Below are 15,797 nucleotides of genomic sequence, written 5' to 3'. Positions count from 1 at the left end.
GTCGGCGGTCCGATGCGCCGGTCAGGTGGCGCTTTCGCGGAACAGTTCCCGGCCGATCAGCATGCGGCGGATCTCCGAGGTGCCGGCGCCGATCTCATACAGCTTGGCGTCGCGCAGCAGGCGGCCGGTGGCGTATTCGTTGATGTAGCCGTTGCCGCCCAGGATCTGGATGGCGTCCAGCGCGCATTTGGTGGCGCTTTCCGCCGCCAGCAGGATGGCCCCGGCCGCGTCCTTGCGGGTGATCTTCTTGGCGTCGGCCGCGCGGCCCACGGCATAGACGTAGGCGCGGGCGGAGTTCAGGGCCACGTACATGTCCGCGACCTTGCCCTGGATGAACTGGAACTCACCGATGGGCTGGCCGAACTGCTCCCGGTCATGGATGTAGGGCACCACCACGTCCAGGCAGGCCTGCATGATGCCCAGGGGGCCGGCGGCCAGCACGGCGCGCTCATAGTCCAGGCCGCTCATCAGCACGCGGACGCCGCCGCCCAGCTGACCCAGGATGTTCTCCTCCGGCACCTCGCAGTCCTCGAACACCAGTTCGCCGGTGTGGCTGCCGCGCATGCCCAGCTTGTCCAGCTTCTGCGCGCAGGAGAAGCCCTTGAAGCCCTTCTCGATCAGGAAGGCGGTGATGCCCTTGGGGCCTGCCGACGGATCGGTCTTGGCGTAGACCACCAGGGTGTCGGCGTCGGGGCCGTTGGTGATCCACATCTTGGTGCCGTTCAGGACGTAGCGGTCGCCCCGGCGCTCCGCCTTCAGCTTCATGGACACGACGTCGGAGCCGGCGCCGGGCTCGCTCATGGCCAGGGCGCCGACATGCTCGCCCGAGATCAGCTTGGGCAGGTAGCGGGTCTTCTGCTCGGGCCGGCCGTTCAGGCGGATCTGGTTGACGCACAGGTTGGAATGGGCGCCGTAGCTGAGGCCGACCGAGGCCGAGGCCCGGCTGATCTCCTCCATCGCCACCATGTGCTCGACATAGCCCATGGCCGCCCCGCCGTACTCCTCCTCCACCGTCACGCCCAGCACGCCCAGATCGCCCAGCTTGCGCCACAGGTCCATGGGAAACTGGTCCGTGCGGTCGATCTCCGCCGCGCGCGGGGCGATCTCGGCCGCCGAGAAGGACGCCACGGCGTCGCGCAGCATATCGGCGGTTTCGCCGAGGCCAAAATCCATGGTGGGGAACGCGGCGGAGATCGACATGGCGGGCTTGTCCTCCCTCAGGGAATGTGAGATTGCTTATTTACAAACGGTCATACGTTTCTTTCGAGCGGGCCGCAAGGGTGATTTAGGGACCAAATGGGGCGTGATCTTGACGGCTGCCAGCGGCAGGCTGAAAAGTCGCGGGCGCCGGCGGCCCTAAGCCCCGGAAACATCAGGAATTGGATTTTTCGGCATGGTGCGGACGGTGGGCTCACGCGGGCCCAAGACGATGGAGGCGATACGCGCGGCGGGCCTGCGCCTGATCCGGCAGCATGGCTATGAGGCCATCACCCTGCGCCAGCTTGGGCAGGAGGTCGGCATCCAACCCGGCTCGATGTACAACTACATCCAGTCGAAACAGGAACTGCTGTTCATCCTTATCCGCGACCACATGGTGGCCCTGTCGGCCGAGGTGGCCACGGCGCTGGAGGGGGCGGCCGATCCCCTGGACCGGCTGCGGCGCTTCATCCGTTTCCACGTCTCCTACCACATCCGCCGCACGGATGAGGTGTTCATCGGCGGGTCCGAATTGCGCAGCCTGGAGGGGGAGAACCGCACGGCCATCCTGGCCATGCGCCGCGATTACGAGCGCCTGCTGGTCGCCATCCTCGAGGACGGCATGGCCGCCGGCCAGTTCAAGCGCACCGACCCGCCGGTGACCGCCTACGCCATCCTGGCCATGCTGACCGGCGTCTGCACCTGGTACAACCCCGCCGGCCGCATGGGCGAGGAGGAACTGCTGCAACTGCACCAGGACATGATCCTGGGCGGAGTGCTGGTATGATTTAGAGAATATAAATGATTAGAAAAATCAGACAGAGTATAAAGAACACCACCTGAATGCTTGCCGGTATGGTTATATTTTTCTTGTAAATATCTATGGAATCATAATTTTTTTCTATTTCTGTAACCATCGACATAAGAAATACCAAACCAAGAACGATGGATATAATCGCGCAGAACGATGCGGCGATCAGAGTGATCGTAGGTGTTTTCGCATCTTTCAATATGCCAGCAGACAAGCCGATCACCGCGCTCGAAAGCGTGATAATCTGCTTGCATAGCTCAATGGCAATATCGATGGATTTATGACGTAAATCAGTCATGGCCGCCGTCTGAATATTTGGCTCAGGGGGCTGGACATAGAGGCCACGGATTCCCAAGACGTCGGCATAAATTGCGAATGGCTTCCCGTATTGCGTCAGTCGATATAGCGATGTGATTACTATTATTGACTTCGATATACGTAAAGCTATCAGTTCCCATTCGTATTTGGATTTTCTTTGACATCTCAACAATCTCGTTCATTATTCTCAAAGATAAACCAAATAAATCTAATGATTTCCAGCTTCCTGGAAGATTAAGGAGGTCGTGAAATCCTACGTGATCATCTCGCCCACCGGCACTTTGCTCCACCAAATCCCCGGAACTTCCCTGAGCACCGACCACCCGATCAGCTTCAGCTAGTGCAAATGATCGAATTTCCTCGGCACTTTCTTTAGTAAAAATTATACCTTTACGCTCTGCAACCTTAATTGCACGGTCGATCAATTCTTGGTGAAAGCCCTGAGAGGAAATTTTGAAAGGCTGTACCATCATTGTGCTCCATTAGCAGGGAAGGAATGGATCAGGCCCAGTAAAATACTTAGCAGCTCTTTAAGGATTTTTAAAATAACGAGATTCTCTATGCCTTTCAACCCTTATTGGTTGATAATATTATTTAGTGTTTCCGTAATAATATTTCAAAATACGGCATCATACCACCTTGGCGGGCGGTATCGCTGCCCCCACGCCACTCCGCTTGCTATGCATTTGATTGCAGGCATTGACAGAGACCTGTAAGATAAATTCAGTGATTGGTTTTTTATGGTCGTCATAGCGGCTTATGCCAAACTCACCTGCCACGACACCCCAAACCGATCTGTAAGCCAAGCATAGCGCGGGCTGAAGGGATATGCCGCCAGCGGCATGAGGATGCCGCCGCCCTCCGACAGCGTGTTGAAGGCGTGATCCAGCGCGGCCGTGTCGGTGAAGGTCACGAACAGGGACAGCGACGGCGTGAAGGTGAAGGCGTGGGTGATGGGGCTGTCGATGCACAGCACCTGCTGCGTGCCGATGCGAAAGCGGGCCTTCTGCACGTTGCCCGGCACGGCAGGGCCTTCGGCTCCGTAGCGGGCCATCTCCAGCACCTCCATGTCCGGAAAGGCCGCGGCGTAAAGGGCCAAGGCCCTGTCGGCCTGGGCTTGCCCATCGACCGGATTGAACATGAGGAAGGGGGTGACGGTGGCGGTCATCGCTGGGCACCTCAGCCGGAAGGGAGAGGACAGTATGCCCCGCCTCGCCCGCCCGGCACAGCCAGCGGAAAGCGGTATCAAAGGTTGTGTTTCTTTAAATGAAATGCCAGCGTGCACACTTTCGGGCAGGGAGGGATGAAGCATGCTGATCGGCATTCCGGTTTTTAAAGACGCCGAGATTTTGGACGTCACCGGCCCGTACGACATGTTCCGTTGGGCGGGAATCGACGTGGAGTTGACCTCGGCGGAAGCCGGCCCGATTGTCTTCCACAACGACCTGTCCATCAATGTGAAGACCAGCTTTGCCGACGCCAAACGGCCCTATGACGTGCTTTGGGTACCCGGCGGCACCGATAAAGCCGTGCTACGGGAAATGAACGATCCCCGGCGCACCTATCTGGATTTCCTGATCGCCAAGGCCGAGAACGCTCGTATCGTCGCCTCGGTCTGCGAGGGCTCCCTGCTTCTGGCCGCGGCGGGTTTGCTGGACGGGTATGAGGCCACCACCCACTGGCAAACCATTCCCTGTTTCAAGGCCTTTCCCAAGGTGAAGGTCGTCCCCGGGCATCCGCGTTACCATGAGGACGGCAACCGCTTGACGGGCGGTGGCGTATCCTCCGGCCTGGACGAGGCCCTGAGGCTGATCGAAATCCTGGAGGGTACGAAGACGGCCCAGGATGTCCAACTCATCACCCAGTACTATCCGAAGCCGCCCGTCCACACCTCCATCCCGATCGCCACCACCTGCAATCTGTCGCCAATCCACGTTCCGCCCGGGCCCGTGCCCAGCGCCTGAGCCCTCCCCCTTCAACACGCCGGCGGCGTCGCCTCCAGGAAGCGCGCCACCTCCGCCGGCGTGCCCAGGGGCACCACCGCCGTGAACGGCATGCGGTGCAGGTAGACGGGCAAGCCCGCCCGGATCAGGTGGTTGTAAAGGGGGGCGATGTACTTCTCCCCCTTCGCCATGTTGGCCGGGTTGGCGAAGAACTCGGCATAGGACCGGGCGTAAAGGGTGAAGGAGGAGAACCAGTAGAGCCCGACGGTGGCGTCGTCGGAGATGCGCTCCTTCTCCCTCAGCTCTGCGACGCGGCCGCTCTCATCGGCGCGGGCGAAGCTCCAGGCCGCCCCGGGTCCGGGAAAGCAGGGAACCCAGCCGTCGCCGCGCACGGCATCGGCCGGCAGGTGGGCGGGATCGACATGGGTGTCGATGTTGTAGACCAGCATGGGTCGGTCGGGGTGGGCCACCGCGTCCCGGGCCGCCAGGGCGCTGGTGGCCTGGCCATCGGTCAGCGCGTCCAGTTCGACCAAGGACACGTCGCGGATGCCCAGGGCGGCGGCTTGCTCACGAATGAAATCCTCCGCCCCATCCTGCCGCAGGGCCACGAAGATGAAGGGCGATCCTGCCTGGATGAAGGAGCGCAGGCTGAGCATGGACCAGGCGAACAGCGTGCGGCCGTGCGCCTCGATCCGGTACTTGGGCACGGTGTAGCCGGCGTCGCGGAAGCGCTGGCCCATGCCCGCCATGGTGATGATGACCGTGGGCGGGGCAGCAGTGGACATGGGCACGCGGACCTTCCATCAAGCGGATTGGCTTCAAGCGGCGGTCGCCTGCTCGATCTCTTCCAGGATGGAGCGGGCGGTCAGGGCGAAGCCTAAAATCTTCTTCGGCACATCGATGTGCAAGGGCGCCATGCTGATGAACAGCGAGGCTTCGCACAGCCGCACCAGCAGCGGGTCGAAGCCCGCCTGGGCCAGCCGGTCACGGAACAGCGCTTGCGCCCAGGCGCGCTCCCCGGCGTTGCTGGCCAGGGTCAGGCCCAGGTCGGCGCCCAGCGCCACCTCGTATTGCCCGCTGTTGACGAAGTCGTAGCCACCCAAGATGGAATGGGACAGCTTGGCCAGGTCGTAATAGGGATCGGTGTACAACTCATCGGCCAACTCCACGCCGCGCGGATCGATGAAGCGCAGCAGTTGCGTGGCCTTGGAATAGAGGATGTTGGAGAAGCATAGGTCGCCGTGGCCCACCACCAGCCGGTCGGCCGGGAAGCGGTCCCGCAAGCGCTCATAGGCGGCCAGATACCGTTCCGTCAGGGCGTCGATGCCGCCCACGGCGCGGGCCAGCAGGGGCGCCAGATCGCCATAGGCCGGCAGGCTTTTCAGCAGGGCCACCCGCTCCATCACCTTGTCGCGGTAGAGGCGGTCCATGACGGCCCTGCCCTCCGGCCGGCCGACGCGGCGCGCCGGGCGCTGGGTGACGTAGCTGAACACCCGGTCCAGGAACAGGCCGAACTCCGCCGGGGTCATGGTGCCGTGTACCCATTGGATGCCCATGTCGGCGATCAGCAGGCGTTCCATGCGGTAGCTGGCGGTGTCGCCGTCGTCCTGGAAGTCGAAGGGCTGGACGAAGAAGATGCGCTGCTGCGCCGGCAGCAGGCCGTAATACTCGAACTCCCGCCGCAGCTTGGCCCGGTCGCGTGAGCGCTTCACCAGGGTGTAGTCCGGCCCGTCGCTGATGGAGTTGAAGTGGCGGGCGTCGAAATTATTGGCCAGGAAGGCCACAAATTGGGCCGGATCGCGCAAATCGATCAGGCCCAGGTCCGCCTGCTCCGGCAGGGTGAAGTCCTTGCGCCGGCGGGCCACGAATTCGCGCAGGCGGCCCTGGGCCAAGGCGCTCAAAGCCCCCTCGGCCAGGCGCTGTTCCACCAGCACCAGTCCCGTCCAGTCGACGGCGGTGCGTACCGGCCAGGCTTGGTTGCCCGACAGTTGGGCCAGGGTCTTCAGCAACTGGGTCAGTTGGCCGCGCGGGCCGATGGCGGCCAGGTTGGCGGGGAACAGCAGGAACTGGGTGGATGCCGGGGCCGCGCCCGCCCGCTCCGCCGCCTCATCCAGGGCGGTGCGGGTGGTCGCCACCACGGGTGGGGGTAAGCCCGCCTCCTGCGCGGCCTCTTGCACATGGCGAAGCAGGGTGCGACGGCCGTGGATAAGGCCGCCGAAGCTGCCCACGCCGGTCATGCCCAGGATGTCGTCGGGAACCCGGCGGCTGTCATCGAACAGTATGGTCAGGCCCATCGCGATCCCTCCTCGATACCGGCACCGCCGGTGTGGACGACGCATGGCCTGACAAGAATGCATGGATTGTGCCAGGAGCCTCGGCGCGGGCGCAAGGGGCCGGCCCCACCCTTCCTGATAGAGGGCGTCCGGGTGGCGCCCCACCTGCGGTCGCCGGGAGGGATGGTGGGCGCGGCATAAGGCGCGGGCTTGACGTTTTCCACTCGACGGCGGTCCCTGGAGAGGTCGAAGATCGGCGCAGGACGGACGGGACGGCAAGGACGTCCCCTACTCCAGACGGTTTCCATACGGTTTCCATTCCCCATCTCAGAACCGGATCCTGATCCATGCCTGGCACCCCCACCCACACCCCGCCCGTTCCCGACGCCCAGAGCTGCCTGCACGCCGAAGGCCCGCGACTGTCGCCGCTGGTCTGGGGCGCCTGGCGCTCACGCGAGGGGGAAGAAACCGGCACACCGGCAAAGCTTGCCCGCTTCCTGGACGGATGCCTGGAACTGGGCATCAGCAGCTTCGATCATGCCGACATTTACGGCGATTACGGGGCGGAGGCGCTGTTCGGCCAGGCGCTGAAGGAATGGGGCGGCAAGCGCTCCGCCCTGCAGCTGGTCACCAAGTGCGACATCGCCCTGCTATCGCCCCAGCGGCCGGGCCATGTGGTGAAGCACTACAACACCTGCGGCGACCACATCATCGCCTCGGTGGAACAGTCGCTGCGCGATCTGGGCACGGACTACGTCGACTTGCTGCTGCTGCACCGGCCTGACCCGCTGATGAACCCGGACAACACCGCCGACGCGCTGGACCGGCTGCTGCGCTCGGGCGTGGTGCGGCATGTCGGCGTGTCCAATCACAACCCATCGCAGGTGCGGCTGCTGCAGTCCCGCCTGGGCCGGCCGCTGGTGACCAACCAGATCGAATTCTCCGTCACCAACCTGTCGCCGCTGTTCGACGGCACCCTGGACCAGGCGCTGGAACTGCGCATGCGGCCCATGGCCTGGTCGCCCCTGGGCGGCGGCGGCCTATTCACCGGCGCCACGGAACAGGCGCGCCGCACGCTGGCGGCGCTGGAGGCCGTGGGAGCGGAGATGGGCGTCGGCGATCCCGGTACGGTCGCGCTGGCCTGGCTGATGCGCCACCCGTCGCGCCCGGTGCCGGTGCTGGGCACCACGCGCCTGGACCGGGTGCACGCCTATACGCAGGCCGCCCAGCTGAAGATGCCACGCCAGCACTGGTTCCAGATCCTGGAGGCCAGCCAGGGCCATGAAGTCCCCTGAAAAGGCATGGTGCCATTCAGCATGGTGCCACCGGTCGTGGCCGATAGTGTCGGGTGGATGTCCTTCCGCCCGGCACGCGCCCGGCCGATACTGCCCCCATGACGCGGCCGGCCGGAAGGGTGGCGCGATGAGGGGGACGGGGAATGACGCGGGCACCGGCAGGCATCGGAATTCTGGGCTATGACGACGTCAACGCCCTGGACGTGACCGGTTCGGCCGAGGTCTTCGCCAATGCCGCCGACCTGGCGGAATGGGGCGAGGCCGAGATGGCGCCGGGGAAACGGCCCTATCGCGTCGTGCCGCTGGGCGTGAAGGCAGGGCCCTTCACCAGCGAGTCCGGCCTGACCTTCACCCCGGCGCACAGCCTGGCGGCCGGCGACGTGCCGGACCTGGACACCCTGATCATCGCCGGCGGCAAGGGCCTGCGCGAGCCCGCGACCAATGCCGCCGTGGCCCGGTGGCTGGCGGGCAACGCCCATCGCTTCCGCCGCGTGGCCAGCGTGTGCACCGGCATCTACGGCCTGGCGGCCAGCGGCCTGATGGATGGCCGCCGCGTCACCACCCACTGGCGCCACGCCGGCGACTTGGCCCGCAAATTCCCGGCGCTGCGCGTCTGCGACGACGCCCTGTTCCTGAAGGACGGTCCCTTTTACACCGCGGCCGGCGTCACCGCCGGCATCGACCTCGCCCTATCGCTGGTGGAAGAGGACCACGGGCCGGCCCTGGCCCTGGCGACGGCCCGGGAACTGGTGGTGTTCGTGAAGCGCCCGGGCGGCCAGGCGCAGTTCTCCGAACCCCTGCGGTTTCAAAGCCGCGCGGCCGACCGCTTCGCCGACCTGTCGGCCTGGATGCTGGGCAATCTGGACCGCGACTTGTCGGTGGAGGAGCTGGCGACGCGCGTGAACCTCAGCCCCCGGCAGTTCCGCCGCCGCTTCACCGCCGCCCTGGGCCGTCCGCCCGCCGACTATGTCACCGACCTGCGCCTGGGCGAGGCCTGCCGCCGCCTGGTGCAGCCGGGCGTGAGCGTGGACACGCTGGCCTCCGCCATCGGCTTCCGCAGCGCCGACGCCTTCCGCAGGGCCTTTCGCCAGCGCTACGGCGTCTCCCCCAGCCAATATCAGGCGCATTTTTCCCCAGCCGGCACCGGCTGACCCATCCCCCTTAACCACCGGAGGGCCCCATGGCCTGGTTTCTTCCTGCCCGCCGCTATGTGGCGGCGATGCCCCTGCTTTGCCTGTCGGCGGCCCTGTTGCTGGCCCCCGCCCGCCTCTCCATCGCCGCCGACGGGCCGGCACCCTTCGTCCCACAGTTCGACAAGGACGACCGGCTGACCTTCCCCGCCGACTACCGCGAATGGGTCTACGTCACAACCGGCCTGGACATGGCCTACGGCCCGGCCATGCGCATGGGCCATTCCATGTTCGACAACGTCTTCGTGAACCGCGAGGCCTATCTGGCCTTCAAACAGACGGGCACCTGGCCGGAGAAAACCACCTTCGTGCTGGAAGTGCGCGGGGCGGCGGACAAAGGCTCCATCAACAAATCGGGCCATTTCCAGACGCCGGACGTCATGGGGCTGGAGGTCCATGTGAAGGACACGGCGCGGTTCCACAACGACGGCTGGGGCTTCTACTCCTTCGACACGGACAAGGCGACACCGCCGCCCGCCGAACAGTTGCCGGTGGAGCAGAGTTGCTATAGCTGCCATCGGGACCACGGCGCGGTGGACACCACTTTCGTGCAATTCTATCCGACCCTCTTCCCGGTCGCGGCCGACAAAAAAACCCTCAGCGCCGCCTATTTGGCCGAAAAACATTAGGCGGAGCCTGCTGCCGGCCGCATCCGGCAGGGGGCGCCCCTTCTTTAGTTCAGTTGTGACGTATTGTGACACGGGATCATTGCCGTCGTGTCGGGGATGGACTATCAGTGCGCTTCGGCAGATAAAAGCGCGGTCATGAAGTCCGGCCTGATCACCCCCGTCGTCCCGTCCCCGCCCGATGCCACACCGCTGGCGCCGGGAGGGGCGACCCCATCCCGCACGGCGGCCCGGCCCCCGGATGGTACGCGGGAACGGCTGATCGACCAAGCGCACACCCTGCTGGCCCAGGGCGGGCTGAAGGCGCTCAGTGTCCGCAACCTGGCCGCGGCCGCCGGCCTGTCCACCAGCGCCGTCCCTTACCACCTGGGCGACAAGGACAGCTTGACCCAGGCCGTATTCCTGGCGGCGGCGGAGCGTGACCGCCAGGCGTGGCAACAGTTCCGCGCGTCGCTGGGCGATGACGGCCTGCCTGTCTCCGCCCTGGCCGACGCGCTGGTGGTGCAGGCGCTGGATTTGTCGTCCCGCCAGGGCACCATCGAACTGGTGTGGTATGAGCTGATCCACCAGGCCCGCCACACCCCCGCCCTCCGCCGCATACTGGCCCGCTGGTATGAGGAGCGACGGGGCCGCCATCGCGACCTGTTCGCACTGGCCGGGCTGCCCGCCCATATCGCCGACATCATGACCCACTATCTGGTGGGCGACCGCTCCACCCTGCTGGTGGCCGGCGGCGCCTCGGGCTTCGCCCTGTCGGTGGTGGAGAACATCCGCCATCTGTGCGACCCGGAGGAAAGCCTTGGCGCCCTGTGGCACCAGCGCCTGCGGCGGCCACCCGGCGGCGGCGATGAGGGCGCGGAGCCGGTGGGCGAGACGGAGCAGCGCATCGTCGCCGCCGCCGTCGCCACCATCATCGACCAGGGCGTGGCCGCCGTGACCCACCGCGCGGTGGCGCAGCGGGCGGGCGTCTCGCTCTCCTCCACCACGTATTATTTCCGCTCCCGCGGCGACATCATCCGTCGCGCCTTCCAGTTCATCCATGAGGAACTGCGGCGGGAAATCCCCACGATGCACCGCGAGCCGCCACCATTGGGCGCTTTCCTGCGGGCCGTGGCCGACCACATGCTGACCCCGGTGGAGGGCGGTCGCATCGCCGGCCGCAACACTACCCACGCCATGGGCGACTTCGCGCTGGAAGCCTGCCGCGACCCCAGCCTGGTGCCGTTGTACCTGGCCTTCCGCCAGGGCCGGGGCTCCCGCATCCGCGCGGCGCTGAATTATGTGGTGGGGCCACAATCCTCCCTTTCCCCCTTCCAGGCACAGATCGTCTCCACCTGGATGCAGGGCCGCGCGCAGATCCTGCACGCCATGGACGACCCGCCCGGTGTCGACGGCCCCGATGTCGACGGCTACGCCGCCGAGATGATCGTCCTGATGCGCTACCTGCAGCCGGCGATGCCCAAGACCTGACTTAAAAGGCCAGGCGTCCCAGATGGCGGCCGGCCAGAACCCAGGCGCGGGCGGCGGCCAGTTGTTCGCCGACCAGGACCCGCCGCAAATGGGTCACCCGGCGCACATGCTGCCGGCTTTCCAGCACCGTGTAGATATGGGTGTACACGCCGTGACGGCGGTGGACGACGGCGTAGGTGCGGGCGACACAGTCCGGTACGCTGGCGAGGGGCATGCGCTCTTCCCGCAGTAGATGCACGGTGTCCCCCGGATGGCTGGTGACGCCCGGCGCGGTGCCCAGAACCGGGGCCGGTGTCGGCGGATCTTCTTCCGCCTGCGTAACGGTACCGGGCGTGCTTAGCGGAAAAGCGGCGGGAATATGCACGGAATGTCCACTCCAAACGGAGCGGACCCGGCATGACGCGACCATACGCTGCGACCCACTTGGTTGCCGCCGCCCGCAAACCGGGGGCCGCCACATCTCCGCGCAAACGCGGAAACCACCTTGCCTGGGCTGGCAGGTTGGTGCGGGACGCCGGCCCCGCTCCTGATGCAACAGTGCCGGCACGAGCACCGGCGGGCTTGTGGATACGCCCAACCGTCAGGTCTGGCAAGCGGCCAATTGGGCATGCCTGGTCCAGTCCTCCGGCGTCCAGTGCGGCGCCAGCACCAGGGCGCGGCCGGTGGCGACGATATCGCCGTCCCGCCCGCTGTCATGAATGCGGCAGACCGTTGCCAGGTCCACCAGCCGCTTTTCGGGCCGCAGGCGGGTGATGGTCGCGGTGGCGAACAGCGCCGCATCCAAGGGCACGCGGCGCCAGAACACCGTGTCTTGCTTCAGGTAGTTGGTGCCCGGTCCCGGCAGGCGGACGCCCAACAGGAAGGAGAAGAGGCTCAGCACCAGCGGCTCGCGCAGGCGATGGCCGGTCAGGCGCTCATAAAGCGCCAGATCTTGGTCGGCGTACAGACGGGTGACGTGGGCGGCGGCGCCCGGCGGCGGCTTGCGCCAGTCCCCATCCGGTCCCAGCGGCGCCAGGGTCGCCATCCCGTCGCACACGACCTGGCCGTCCTCCCGCCGCTGGGCCAGCAGGCGCACCTGGGCGCCGTCTTGCGGATCGGCGCGGAAGGTCAACGCCTCGTCCGCGTACGCGGGCTCCGGGAAGGTCACAGCCAGGCGGGCCAGCGGCTGGCCGGGCTGCGCGTCGGCGGCCAGGCCACGCAGCAGGGCGCACAGCAAGGCGCCATGGGCCACGGGACGGCCGAAGCGGGTACGGGCCGCGTGGTCCGGGTCCACATGGATGGGGTTGTCGTCGCCGGACAGCCGGGCGAAGGCGCGGAAATCGTCCTGGGTCAGGGTGCGGGTGAGGATCACGAGGCCAGGTCCAGGCCGGGCGGCGGCGCCACCAGACGATGTTTCTGGATCTTGCCGGCGGCGGTGCGGGGAAAATCATCCACCAGCACGAACCGGCGCGGCACCTTGTAGCCGGCCAGAAGGCCACGGCAATGCCGGGCCAAACCGTCGATGTCGGTGCCGGGCTGGGCGCGGACATGGGCGTGGCCCACCTCTCCCCACACCGGGTCGGGCACGGCGACCACCGCCACCTCCAGCACGCCGGGATGGCGCAGCAAGGCGTTCTCCACCTCCACCGGATAGACGTTCTCCCCGCCCGAGATGAACATCTCCTTCAGCCGGCCGGCGGGATAGTAATAGCCGTCGGCGTCCTGGCGCACGAGGTCGCCGGTGCGCAGCCAGCCGTCAGGAGAGAAGGCGGCGGCCGTCGCCGCCGGTTGGCGCCAATAGCCGGGGGTGACGGCGGCGCCCTTGACCCAAACCTCCCCCACCTGCCCGTCAGGCACGTCCCGCCCCGCCCCGTCCACCACGCGCACGCGGCAGAGGATTTGCGGCTTACCGATGGATCCCACCTTGGTGGCGGCGCCGGTAGGGTCGTTCAGGAACAAGGTGGGCCCCGTCTCCGTCATGCCCATGCCATTGCACACACGGGCGCCGCGCTCAATGAAGCGGCGGGCCAGCGCGTCCTCCAACGGCGCTCCGCCGCAGGCCCAGCGCCGCACGGTGCCAAGGTCGGTGTCCTTGAAACGGGGATGCAAGGCCAACTGGCGATAAACGGTGGGTACACCGAAGAAGGTGGTGATGCGGCCTTGGGCGATCAGGTCCAGCACGGTGCCGGCGTCGAAGCCCGCCTGCACCAGCACCTCGCCCCCGGCCATCAGCAGCGGCAGGGTGTGCAGATTGATGCCGGCGGTATGGAACAGGGGCAAGTAGTTCAGGGTGCGGTCATTTTCCGACAGATCCACGCCCTGACGCAGGTTGACGTAATTCGCCATGGCCATGCCGTAGGTGTAAAGCACGGCCTTGGGTTCGCCGGTGGTGCCGGAGGTGTAGAGCAGATACCAGGTATCGTCGGCCGGCCAGACCTCGCGCGACGCCAGTGGCGACTGGGCCGCCACTTGGCCCTGGAAACCATCGTCCAGGTCGACCAGGACAAGCCCGCTGGTCAAGGCCCGGGCCGTCCCCCTGTCCTCACCCCCATGGAACAGCAGCCGGGGCTGGCAATCCGCCAGGACATGGGCCAGTTCCGCCGCCGGCATGCGCCAGTTCAGCGGCACCAGCAGGCTGCCCAGCTTGGCGCAGGCGAACAGCAGCACGAAGAAGTCCGGCCGGTTGCGGCACAGCACCGCCACCCGGTCGCTGGGCCCAGCGCCCAGGGCGGCCAACAAGCTGGCCACACGGGCGGCGCGGTCGTCCAGATCGGCGTAGGTCAGAACCCCGCCGGTGGTCAGGTCCACCAGGGCCTTGCGGTCCGGCGACAGCCGGGCGCGTTGCGCCGTCAGGTCGAACAGATCCCACATGATCAGGCGCCGATAGCCCCCTTCCATCCTGTTCCGGTTACGCAACGGCCTTCAAAGTCAGGGCTTCAAACCTCGGGCGATGAAGTCGGCCGCCTCCGCCGCGACCTCCGCCGCCGGACGGTCATCGCCCCAGACGGCGTAGCGCTGGCCGATGAAGACGCTGACGCCGATCAAGGCCCAAGCCCGCACCTCCACGTCGCCCTGGCGGATTTCCCCCCGTTTCTTGGCCGACTCCAAATTATTGATATAGCCGTCGGCGAACACCTGATAGTAGCGCCGGTAGGCATCCTCGGCAACGAACTGCGCCTCCATCACGATGCGGTAGAGGTTGCGGTGGGCGCGCACGAACTCGATGAACGCCTCCAGGCCCAGGCGTTCCGCCGTCAAGCGGTCGGGCGCGTGGGCCACCCGCTCCGCGATCCAGCGGCGGGTCAGCGCGCCCATATCCTCCACCAGCGCCCGGAACAACAATTCCTTGCTGTCGAAGTAGGTGTAGAAGGTGCCCAGAGCCACGGCGGCGCGCTGGGTGATGCCGCTGACCGATGCCTCGTGGAAGCCGCGCTCACCAAATTCCAGGGCGGCGGCATCCAGCAGCTTGCGCAGGGTACGCTTGCCCCGCTCGGTACGCGGTGTCTTGTCGGCGGCCGATTCACCAGGCGCCGCCTCGGTCTCAGGCCCCTCGCCCACGCCGCCCTGCGTCATGGCATCGGTTTCGCCATCGCCGGCAGCCCGCTTCGCCGCCTCGGGTGAACGCGCCATGCCCCAATCTCCCTCTCTCGCTTTTCAGAACTTGAACGTTGACTCAACTTTCATCTTACGGCAAGCATGACGGCGGGAGGATGATCCGCCGACGCCACCGTCGGTGGATACCACGAAGCGCGGAAAACACCGATGCACGAACTGGGGCGACATGCCGGGACCCGGCCACGCGGGGAAGACTCACGCCCGCTGATACCGGCTGACGGCGGCCTGATGGCCTATCGTCTGGCTGGCAAGGGCCGCCCTTTGGTGCTGCTGCACGGCTGGGCCACCCATGGCGGCTTCTTCGCACCCCAGGTCACAGACCTGGCCGCCTCGTTCCAGGTGCTGGCGCCCGACCTGCCCGGCCATGGCGCCACCCCAGCGCCCCACCCCACTGTGCGGGACCAGGCGGATGCGCTGCGTGCCCTGCTGAACGCCCTGGACCTGCGGGGCGCCCTGCTGGTCGGCTGGTCCATGGGGGCCATGGTGGCATGGCGCGCTCTGCTGGACGGCGCCCAGGAGCGGGTGGCCGGCCTGGTGGTGGTGGATATGAGCCCGCGCCTGTGCAACGACGCCGGCTGGCCCTGGGGCCTGCGCGGCGCCGTCCAGGCGCGCGGCCCCCAGGCGGCGAGGATGCTGGCCACCGACTGGGCGGCCTTCGCCCCCCGCATCGCCCGGCGCATCTTCGCCGCCGGCAGCCTGCACACCGACCTGCGCCGCTGGGTGGAGGGAGAGATCGCGCGATGCGATGCCGAAGCCATGGCCGCCCTGTGGCTGGATCTGCTCGCCCAGGATTTCCGGGCGGAGCTGGGACGGCTGGGCCTGCCCACGCTGATCCTGCGCGGCGCCCTGAGTCAGCTCTACCCCGCTGGCACGGCCGATTGGCTGGCGACAGCCCTGCCCCAGGCACGACAGGTCACCTTCGCCGCCTCCGGCCATGCGCCGCATCTGGAGGAGCCGCAGCGCTTCAACGAGATCATCACCGGCTTCGCCGCCGGCCTGCCGCCCTGAGGGGTTGGGGGGAACGGCGATCAACGGACGAAAGAACGGGCCCATGAACAGGGCCATGGACGGGAGGGCAAA

17 protein-coding genes and 1 riboswitch are annotated in these 15,797 nt (G+C 66.5%); of the genes, 7 read left to right on the top strand and 10 right to left on the bottom strand.

Features of this window, described 5'->3' with window-relative positions; genetic code table 11:
* Positions 1-21: 21 nt before the first annotated feature.
* Positions 22-1,200, bottom strand: a complete 1,179-nt coding sequence (locus UAA55_RS06275) for an isovaleryl-CoA dehydrogenase (protein WP_322951789.1) — start codon at positions 1,198-1,200, stop codon at positions 22-24.
* A gap of 193 nt (positions 1,201-1,393) precedes the next feature.
* Between UAA55_RS06275 and UAA55_RS06270 the strand changes: the two genes are divergently transcribed.
* Complete coding sequence (locus UAA55_RS06270; RefSeq protein WP_322951788.1) at positions 1,394-1,984, top strand: TetR/AcrR family transcriptional regulator; 591 nt, start codon at positions 1,394-1,396, stop codon at positions 1,982-1,984.
* Between the two features lies 1 nt (position 1,985).
* Here UAA55_RS06270 and UAA55_RS06265 read toward each other — a convergent pair whose 3' ends face one another.
* The 3 genes from UAA55_RS06265 to UAA55_RS06255 form a co-directional block, all read right to left on the bottom strand.
* Entirely contained in the window at positions 1,986-2,306 is a 321-nt protein-coding gene (locus tag UAA55_RS06265) for a hypothetical protein (RefSeq protein ID WP_322951787.1), read from the bottom strand.
* A 22-nt stretch (positions 2,307-2,328) separates the two neighbouring features.
* Positions 2,329-2,799 (bottom strand): hypothetical protein, encoded by a 471-nt coding sequence (locus UAA55_RS06260; protein WP_322951786.1) that lies wholly within the window; start codon positions 2,797-2,799, stop codon positions 2,329-2,331.
* A 284-nt stretch (positions 2,800-3,083) separates the two neighbouring features.
* Positions 3,084-3,494, bottom strand: coding sequence for a VOC family protein (locus UAA55_RS06255; RefSeq protein ID WP_322951785.1), 411 nt, complete (start codon positions 3,492-3,494; stop codon positions 3,084-3,086).
* A gap of 142 nt (positions 3,495-3,636) precedes the next feature.
* On the opposite strand from UAA55_RS06255, the gene UAA55_RS06250 reads away from it, so the two are divergent.
* The gene (locus UAA55_RS06250; RefSeq protein WP_322951784.1) at positions 3,637-4,290 is read left to right on the top strand and encodes a DJ-1/PfpI family protein; all 654 of its coding nucleotides are present in this window, start codon (positions 3,637-3,639) and stop codon (positions 4,288-4,290) included.
* An 11-nt stretch (positions 4,291-4,301) separates the two neighbouring features.
* Here UAA55_RS06250 and UAA55_RS06245 read toward each other — a convergent pair whose 3' ends face one another.
* Together UAA55_RS06245 and UAA55_RS06240 are read right to left on the bottom strand one after the other, a co-directional pair.
* Positions 4,302-5,054, bottom strand: a complete 753-nt coding sequence (locus tag UAA55_RS06245; protein WP_322951783.1) for a glycosyltransferase family 2 protein — start codon at positions 5,052-5,054, stop codon at positions 4,302-4,304.
* Positions 5,055-5,087: 33 nt separating this feature from the next.
* A complete protein-coding gene (locus UAA55_RS06240) occupies positions 5,088-6,563 on the bottom strand; it encodes a phosphotransferase family protein (protein WP_322951782.1) in 1,476 nt (491 codons plus the stop codon).
* 326 nt (positions 6,564-6,889) lie between these two features.
* On the opposite strand from UAA55_RS06240, the gene UAA55_RS06235 reads away from it, so the two are divergent.
* From UAA55_RS06235 to UAA55_RS06220, 4 genes are all read left to right on the top strand, one after another.
* The gene (locus UAA55_RS06235) at positions 6,890-7,837 is read left to right on the top strand and encodes an aldo/keto reductase (protein ID WP_322951781.1); all 948 of its coding nucleotides are present in this window, start codon (positions 6,890-6,892) and stop codon (positions 7,835-7,837) included.
* 143 nt (positions 7,838-7,980) lie between these two features.
* Positions 7,981-8,988 carry a GlxA family transcriptional regulator gene (locus UAA55_RS06230; protein WP_322951780.1) on the top strand — a complete coding sequence of 336 codons (1,008 nt, stop codon included), beginning with the start codon at positions 7,981-7,983 and terminating at the stop codon, positions 8,986-8,988.
* Between the two features lie 29 nt (positions 8,989-9,017).
* Complete coding sequence (locus UAA55_RS06225; protein ID WP_322951779.1) at positions 9,018-9,656, top strand: cytochrome P460 family protein; 639 nt, start codon at positions 9,018-9,020, stop codon at positions 9,654-9,656.
* Positions 9,657-9,791: 135 nt separating this feature from the next.
* Positions 9,792-11,123: a TetR/AcrR family transcriptional regulator gene (locus tag UAA55_RS06220; protein ID WP_322951778.1), complete on the top strand. Its 1,332-nt coding sequence runs from the start codon at positions 9,792-9,794 to the stop codon at positions 11,121-11,123.
* A gap of 1 nt (position 11,124) precedes the next feature.
* Here UAA55_RS06220 and UAA55_RS06215 read toward each other — a convergent pair whose 3' ends face one another.
* The 4 genes from UAA55_RS06215 to UAA55_RS06200 form a co-directional block, all read right to left on the bottom strand.
* On the bottom strand, positions 11,125-11,487 hold the full coding sequence (locus UAA55_RS06215; RefSeq protein WP_322951777.1) for a hypothetical protein: 363 nt from the start codon (positions 11,485-11,487) through the stop codon (positions 11,125-11,127).
* 49 nt (positions 11,488-11,536) lie between these two features.
* Positions 11,537-11,661: riboswitch (SAM-I-IV-variant riboswitch) on the bottom strand.
* Between the two features lie 42 nt (positions 11,662-11,703).
* Positions 11,704-12,474, bottom strand: coding sequence for a MaoC family dehydratase (locus UAA55_RS06210; RefSeq protein ID WP_322951776.1), 771 nt, complete (start codon positions 12,472-12,474; stop codon positions 11,704-11,706).
* Positions 12,471-14,000: a class I adenylate-forming enzyme family protein gene (locus tag UAA55_RS06205; RefSeq protein ID WP_322951775.1), complete on the bottom strand. Its 1,530-nt coding sequence runs from the start codon at positions 13,998-14,000 to the stop codon at positions 12,471-12,473. The genes UAA55_RS06210 and UAA55_RS06205 overlap by 4 nt, the downstream gene beginning before the upstream one ends.
* 30 nt (positions 14,001-14,030) lie before the next feature.
* The gene (locus tag UAA55_RS06200; RefSeq protein WP_322951774.1) at positions 14,031-14,732 is read right to left on the bottom strand and encodes a TetR/AcrR family transcriptional regulator; all 702 of its coding nucleotides are present in this window, start codon (positions 14,730-14,732) and stop codon (positions 14,031-14,033) included.
* Positions 14,733-14,945: 213 nt separating this feature from the next.
* Here UAA55_RS06200 and UAA55_RS06195 point away from each other — a divergent pair, with 213 nt between their 5' ends.
* Positions 14,946-15,725: an alpha/beta fold hydrolase gene (locus UAA55_RS06195; protein ID WP_322951773.1), complete on the top strand. Its 780-nt coding sequence runs from the start codon at positions 14,946-14,948 to the stop codon at positions 15,723-15,725.
* Positions 15,726-15,797: the final 72 nt, after the last annotated feature.

The organism is Nitrospirillum guanabarense (assembly GCF_034653355.1).
Lineage (GTDB): Bacteria > Pseudomonadota > Alphaproteobacteria > Azospirillales > Azospirillaceae > Nitrospirillum.
Note: the sequence above shows the minus strand (reverse complement) of the source record. Positions and strands in the feature narration are given on the sequence as shown.

Bases quoted from the DNA above. Each gene is read 5' to 3' on its own strand.
- UAA55_RS06275 (WP_322951789.1), bottom strand. From the start codon at position 1,200: ATGTCGATCTCCGCCGCGTTCCCCACCATGGATTTTGGCCTCGGCGAA.
- UAA55_RS06270 (WP_322951788.1), top strand. From the start codon at position 1,394: ATGGTGCGGACGGTGGGCTCACGCGGGCCCAAGACGATGGAGGCGATA.
- UAA55_RS06265 (WP_322951787.1), bottom strand. From the start codon at position 2,306: ATGACTGATTTACGTCATAAATCCATCGATATTGCCATTGAGCTATGC.
- UAA55_RS06260 (WP_322951786.1), bottom strand. From the start codon at position 2,799: ATGATGGTACAGCCTTTCAAAATTTCCTCTCAGGGCTTTCACCAAGAA.
- UAA55_RS06255 (WP_322951785.1), bottom strand. From the start codon at position 3,494: ATGACCGCCACCGTCACCCCCTTCCTCATGTTCAATCCGGTCGATGGG.
- UAA55_RS06250 (WP_322951784.1), top strand. From the start codon at position 3,637: ATGCTGATCGGCATTCCGGTTTTTAAAGACGCCGAGATTTTGGACGTC.
- UAA55_RS06245 (WP_322951783.1), bottom strand. From the start codon at position 5,054: ATGTCCACTGCTGCCCCGCCCACGGTCATCATCACCATGGCGGGCATG.
- UAA55_RS06240 (WP_322951782.1), bottom strand. From the start codon at position 6,563: ATGGGCCTGACCATACTGTTCGATGACAGCCGCCGGGTTCCCGACGAC.
- UAA55_RS06235 (WP_322951781.1), top strand. From the start codon at position 6,890: ATGCCTGGCACCCCCACCCACACCCCGCCCGTTCCCGACGCCCAGAGC.
- UAA55_RS06230 (WP_322951780.1), top strand. From the start codon at position 7,981: ATGACGCGGGCACCGGCAGGCATCGGAATTCTGGGCTATGACGACGTC.
- UAA55_RS06225 (WP_322951779.1), top strand. From the start codon at position 9,018: ATGGCCTGGTTTCTTCCTGCCCGCCGCTATGTGGCGGCGATGCCCCTG.
- UAA55_RS06220 (WP_322951778.1), top strand. From the start codon at position 9,792: ATGAAGTCCGGCCTGATCACCCCCGTCGTCCCGTCCCCGCCCGATGCC.
- UAA55_RS06205 (WP_322951775.1), bottom strand. From the start codon at position 14,000: ATGGAAGGGGGCTATCGGCGCCTGATCATGTGGGATCTGTTCGACCTG.
- UAA55_RS06200 (WP_322951774.1), bottom strand. From the start codon at position 14,732: ATGGCGCGTTCACCCGAGGCGGCGAAGCGGGCTGCCGGCGATGGCGAA.
- UAA55_RS06195 (WP_322951773.1), top strand. From the start codon at position 14,946: ATGGCCTATCGTCTGGCTGGCAAGGGCCGCCCTTTGGTGCTGCTGCAC.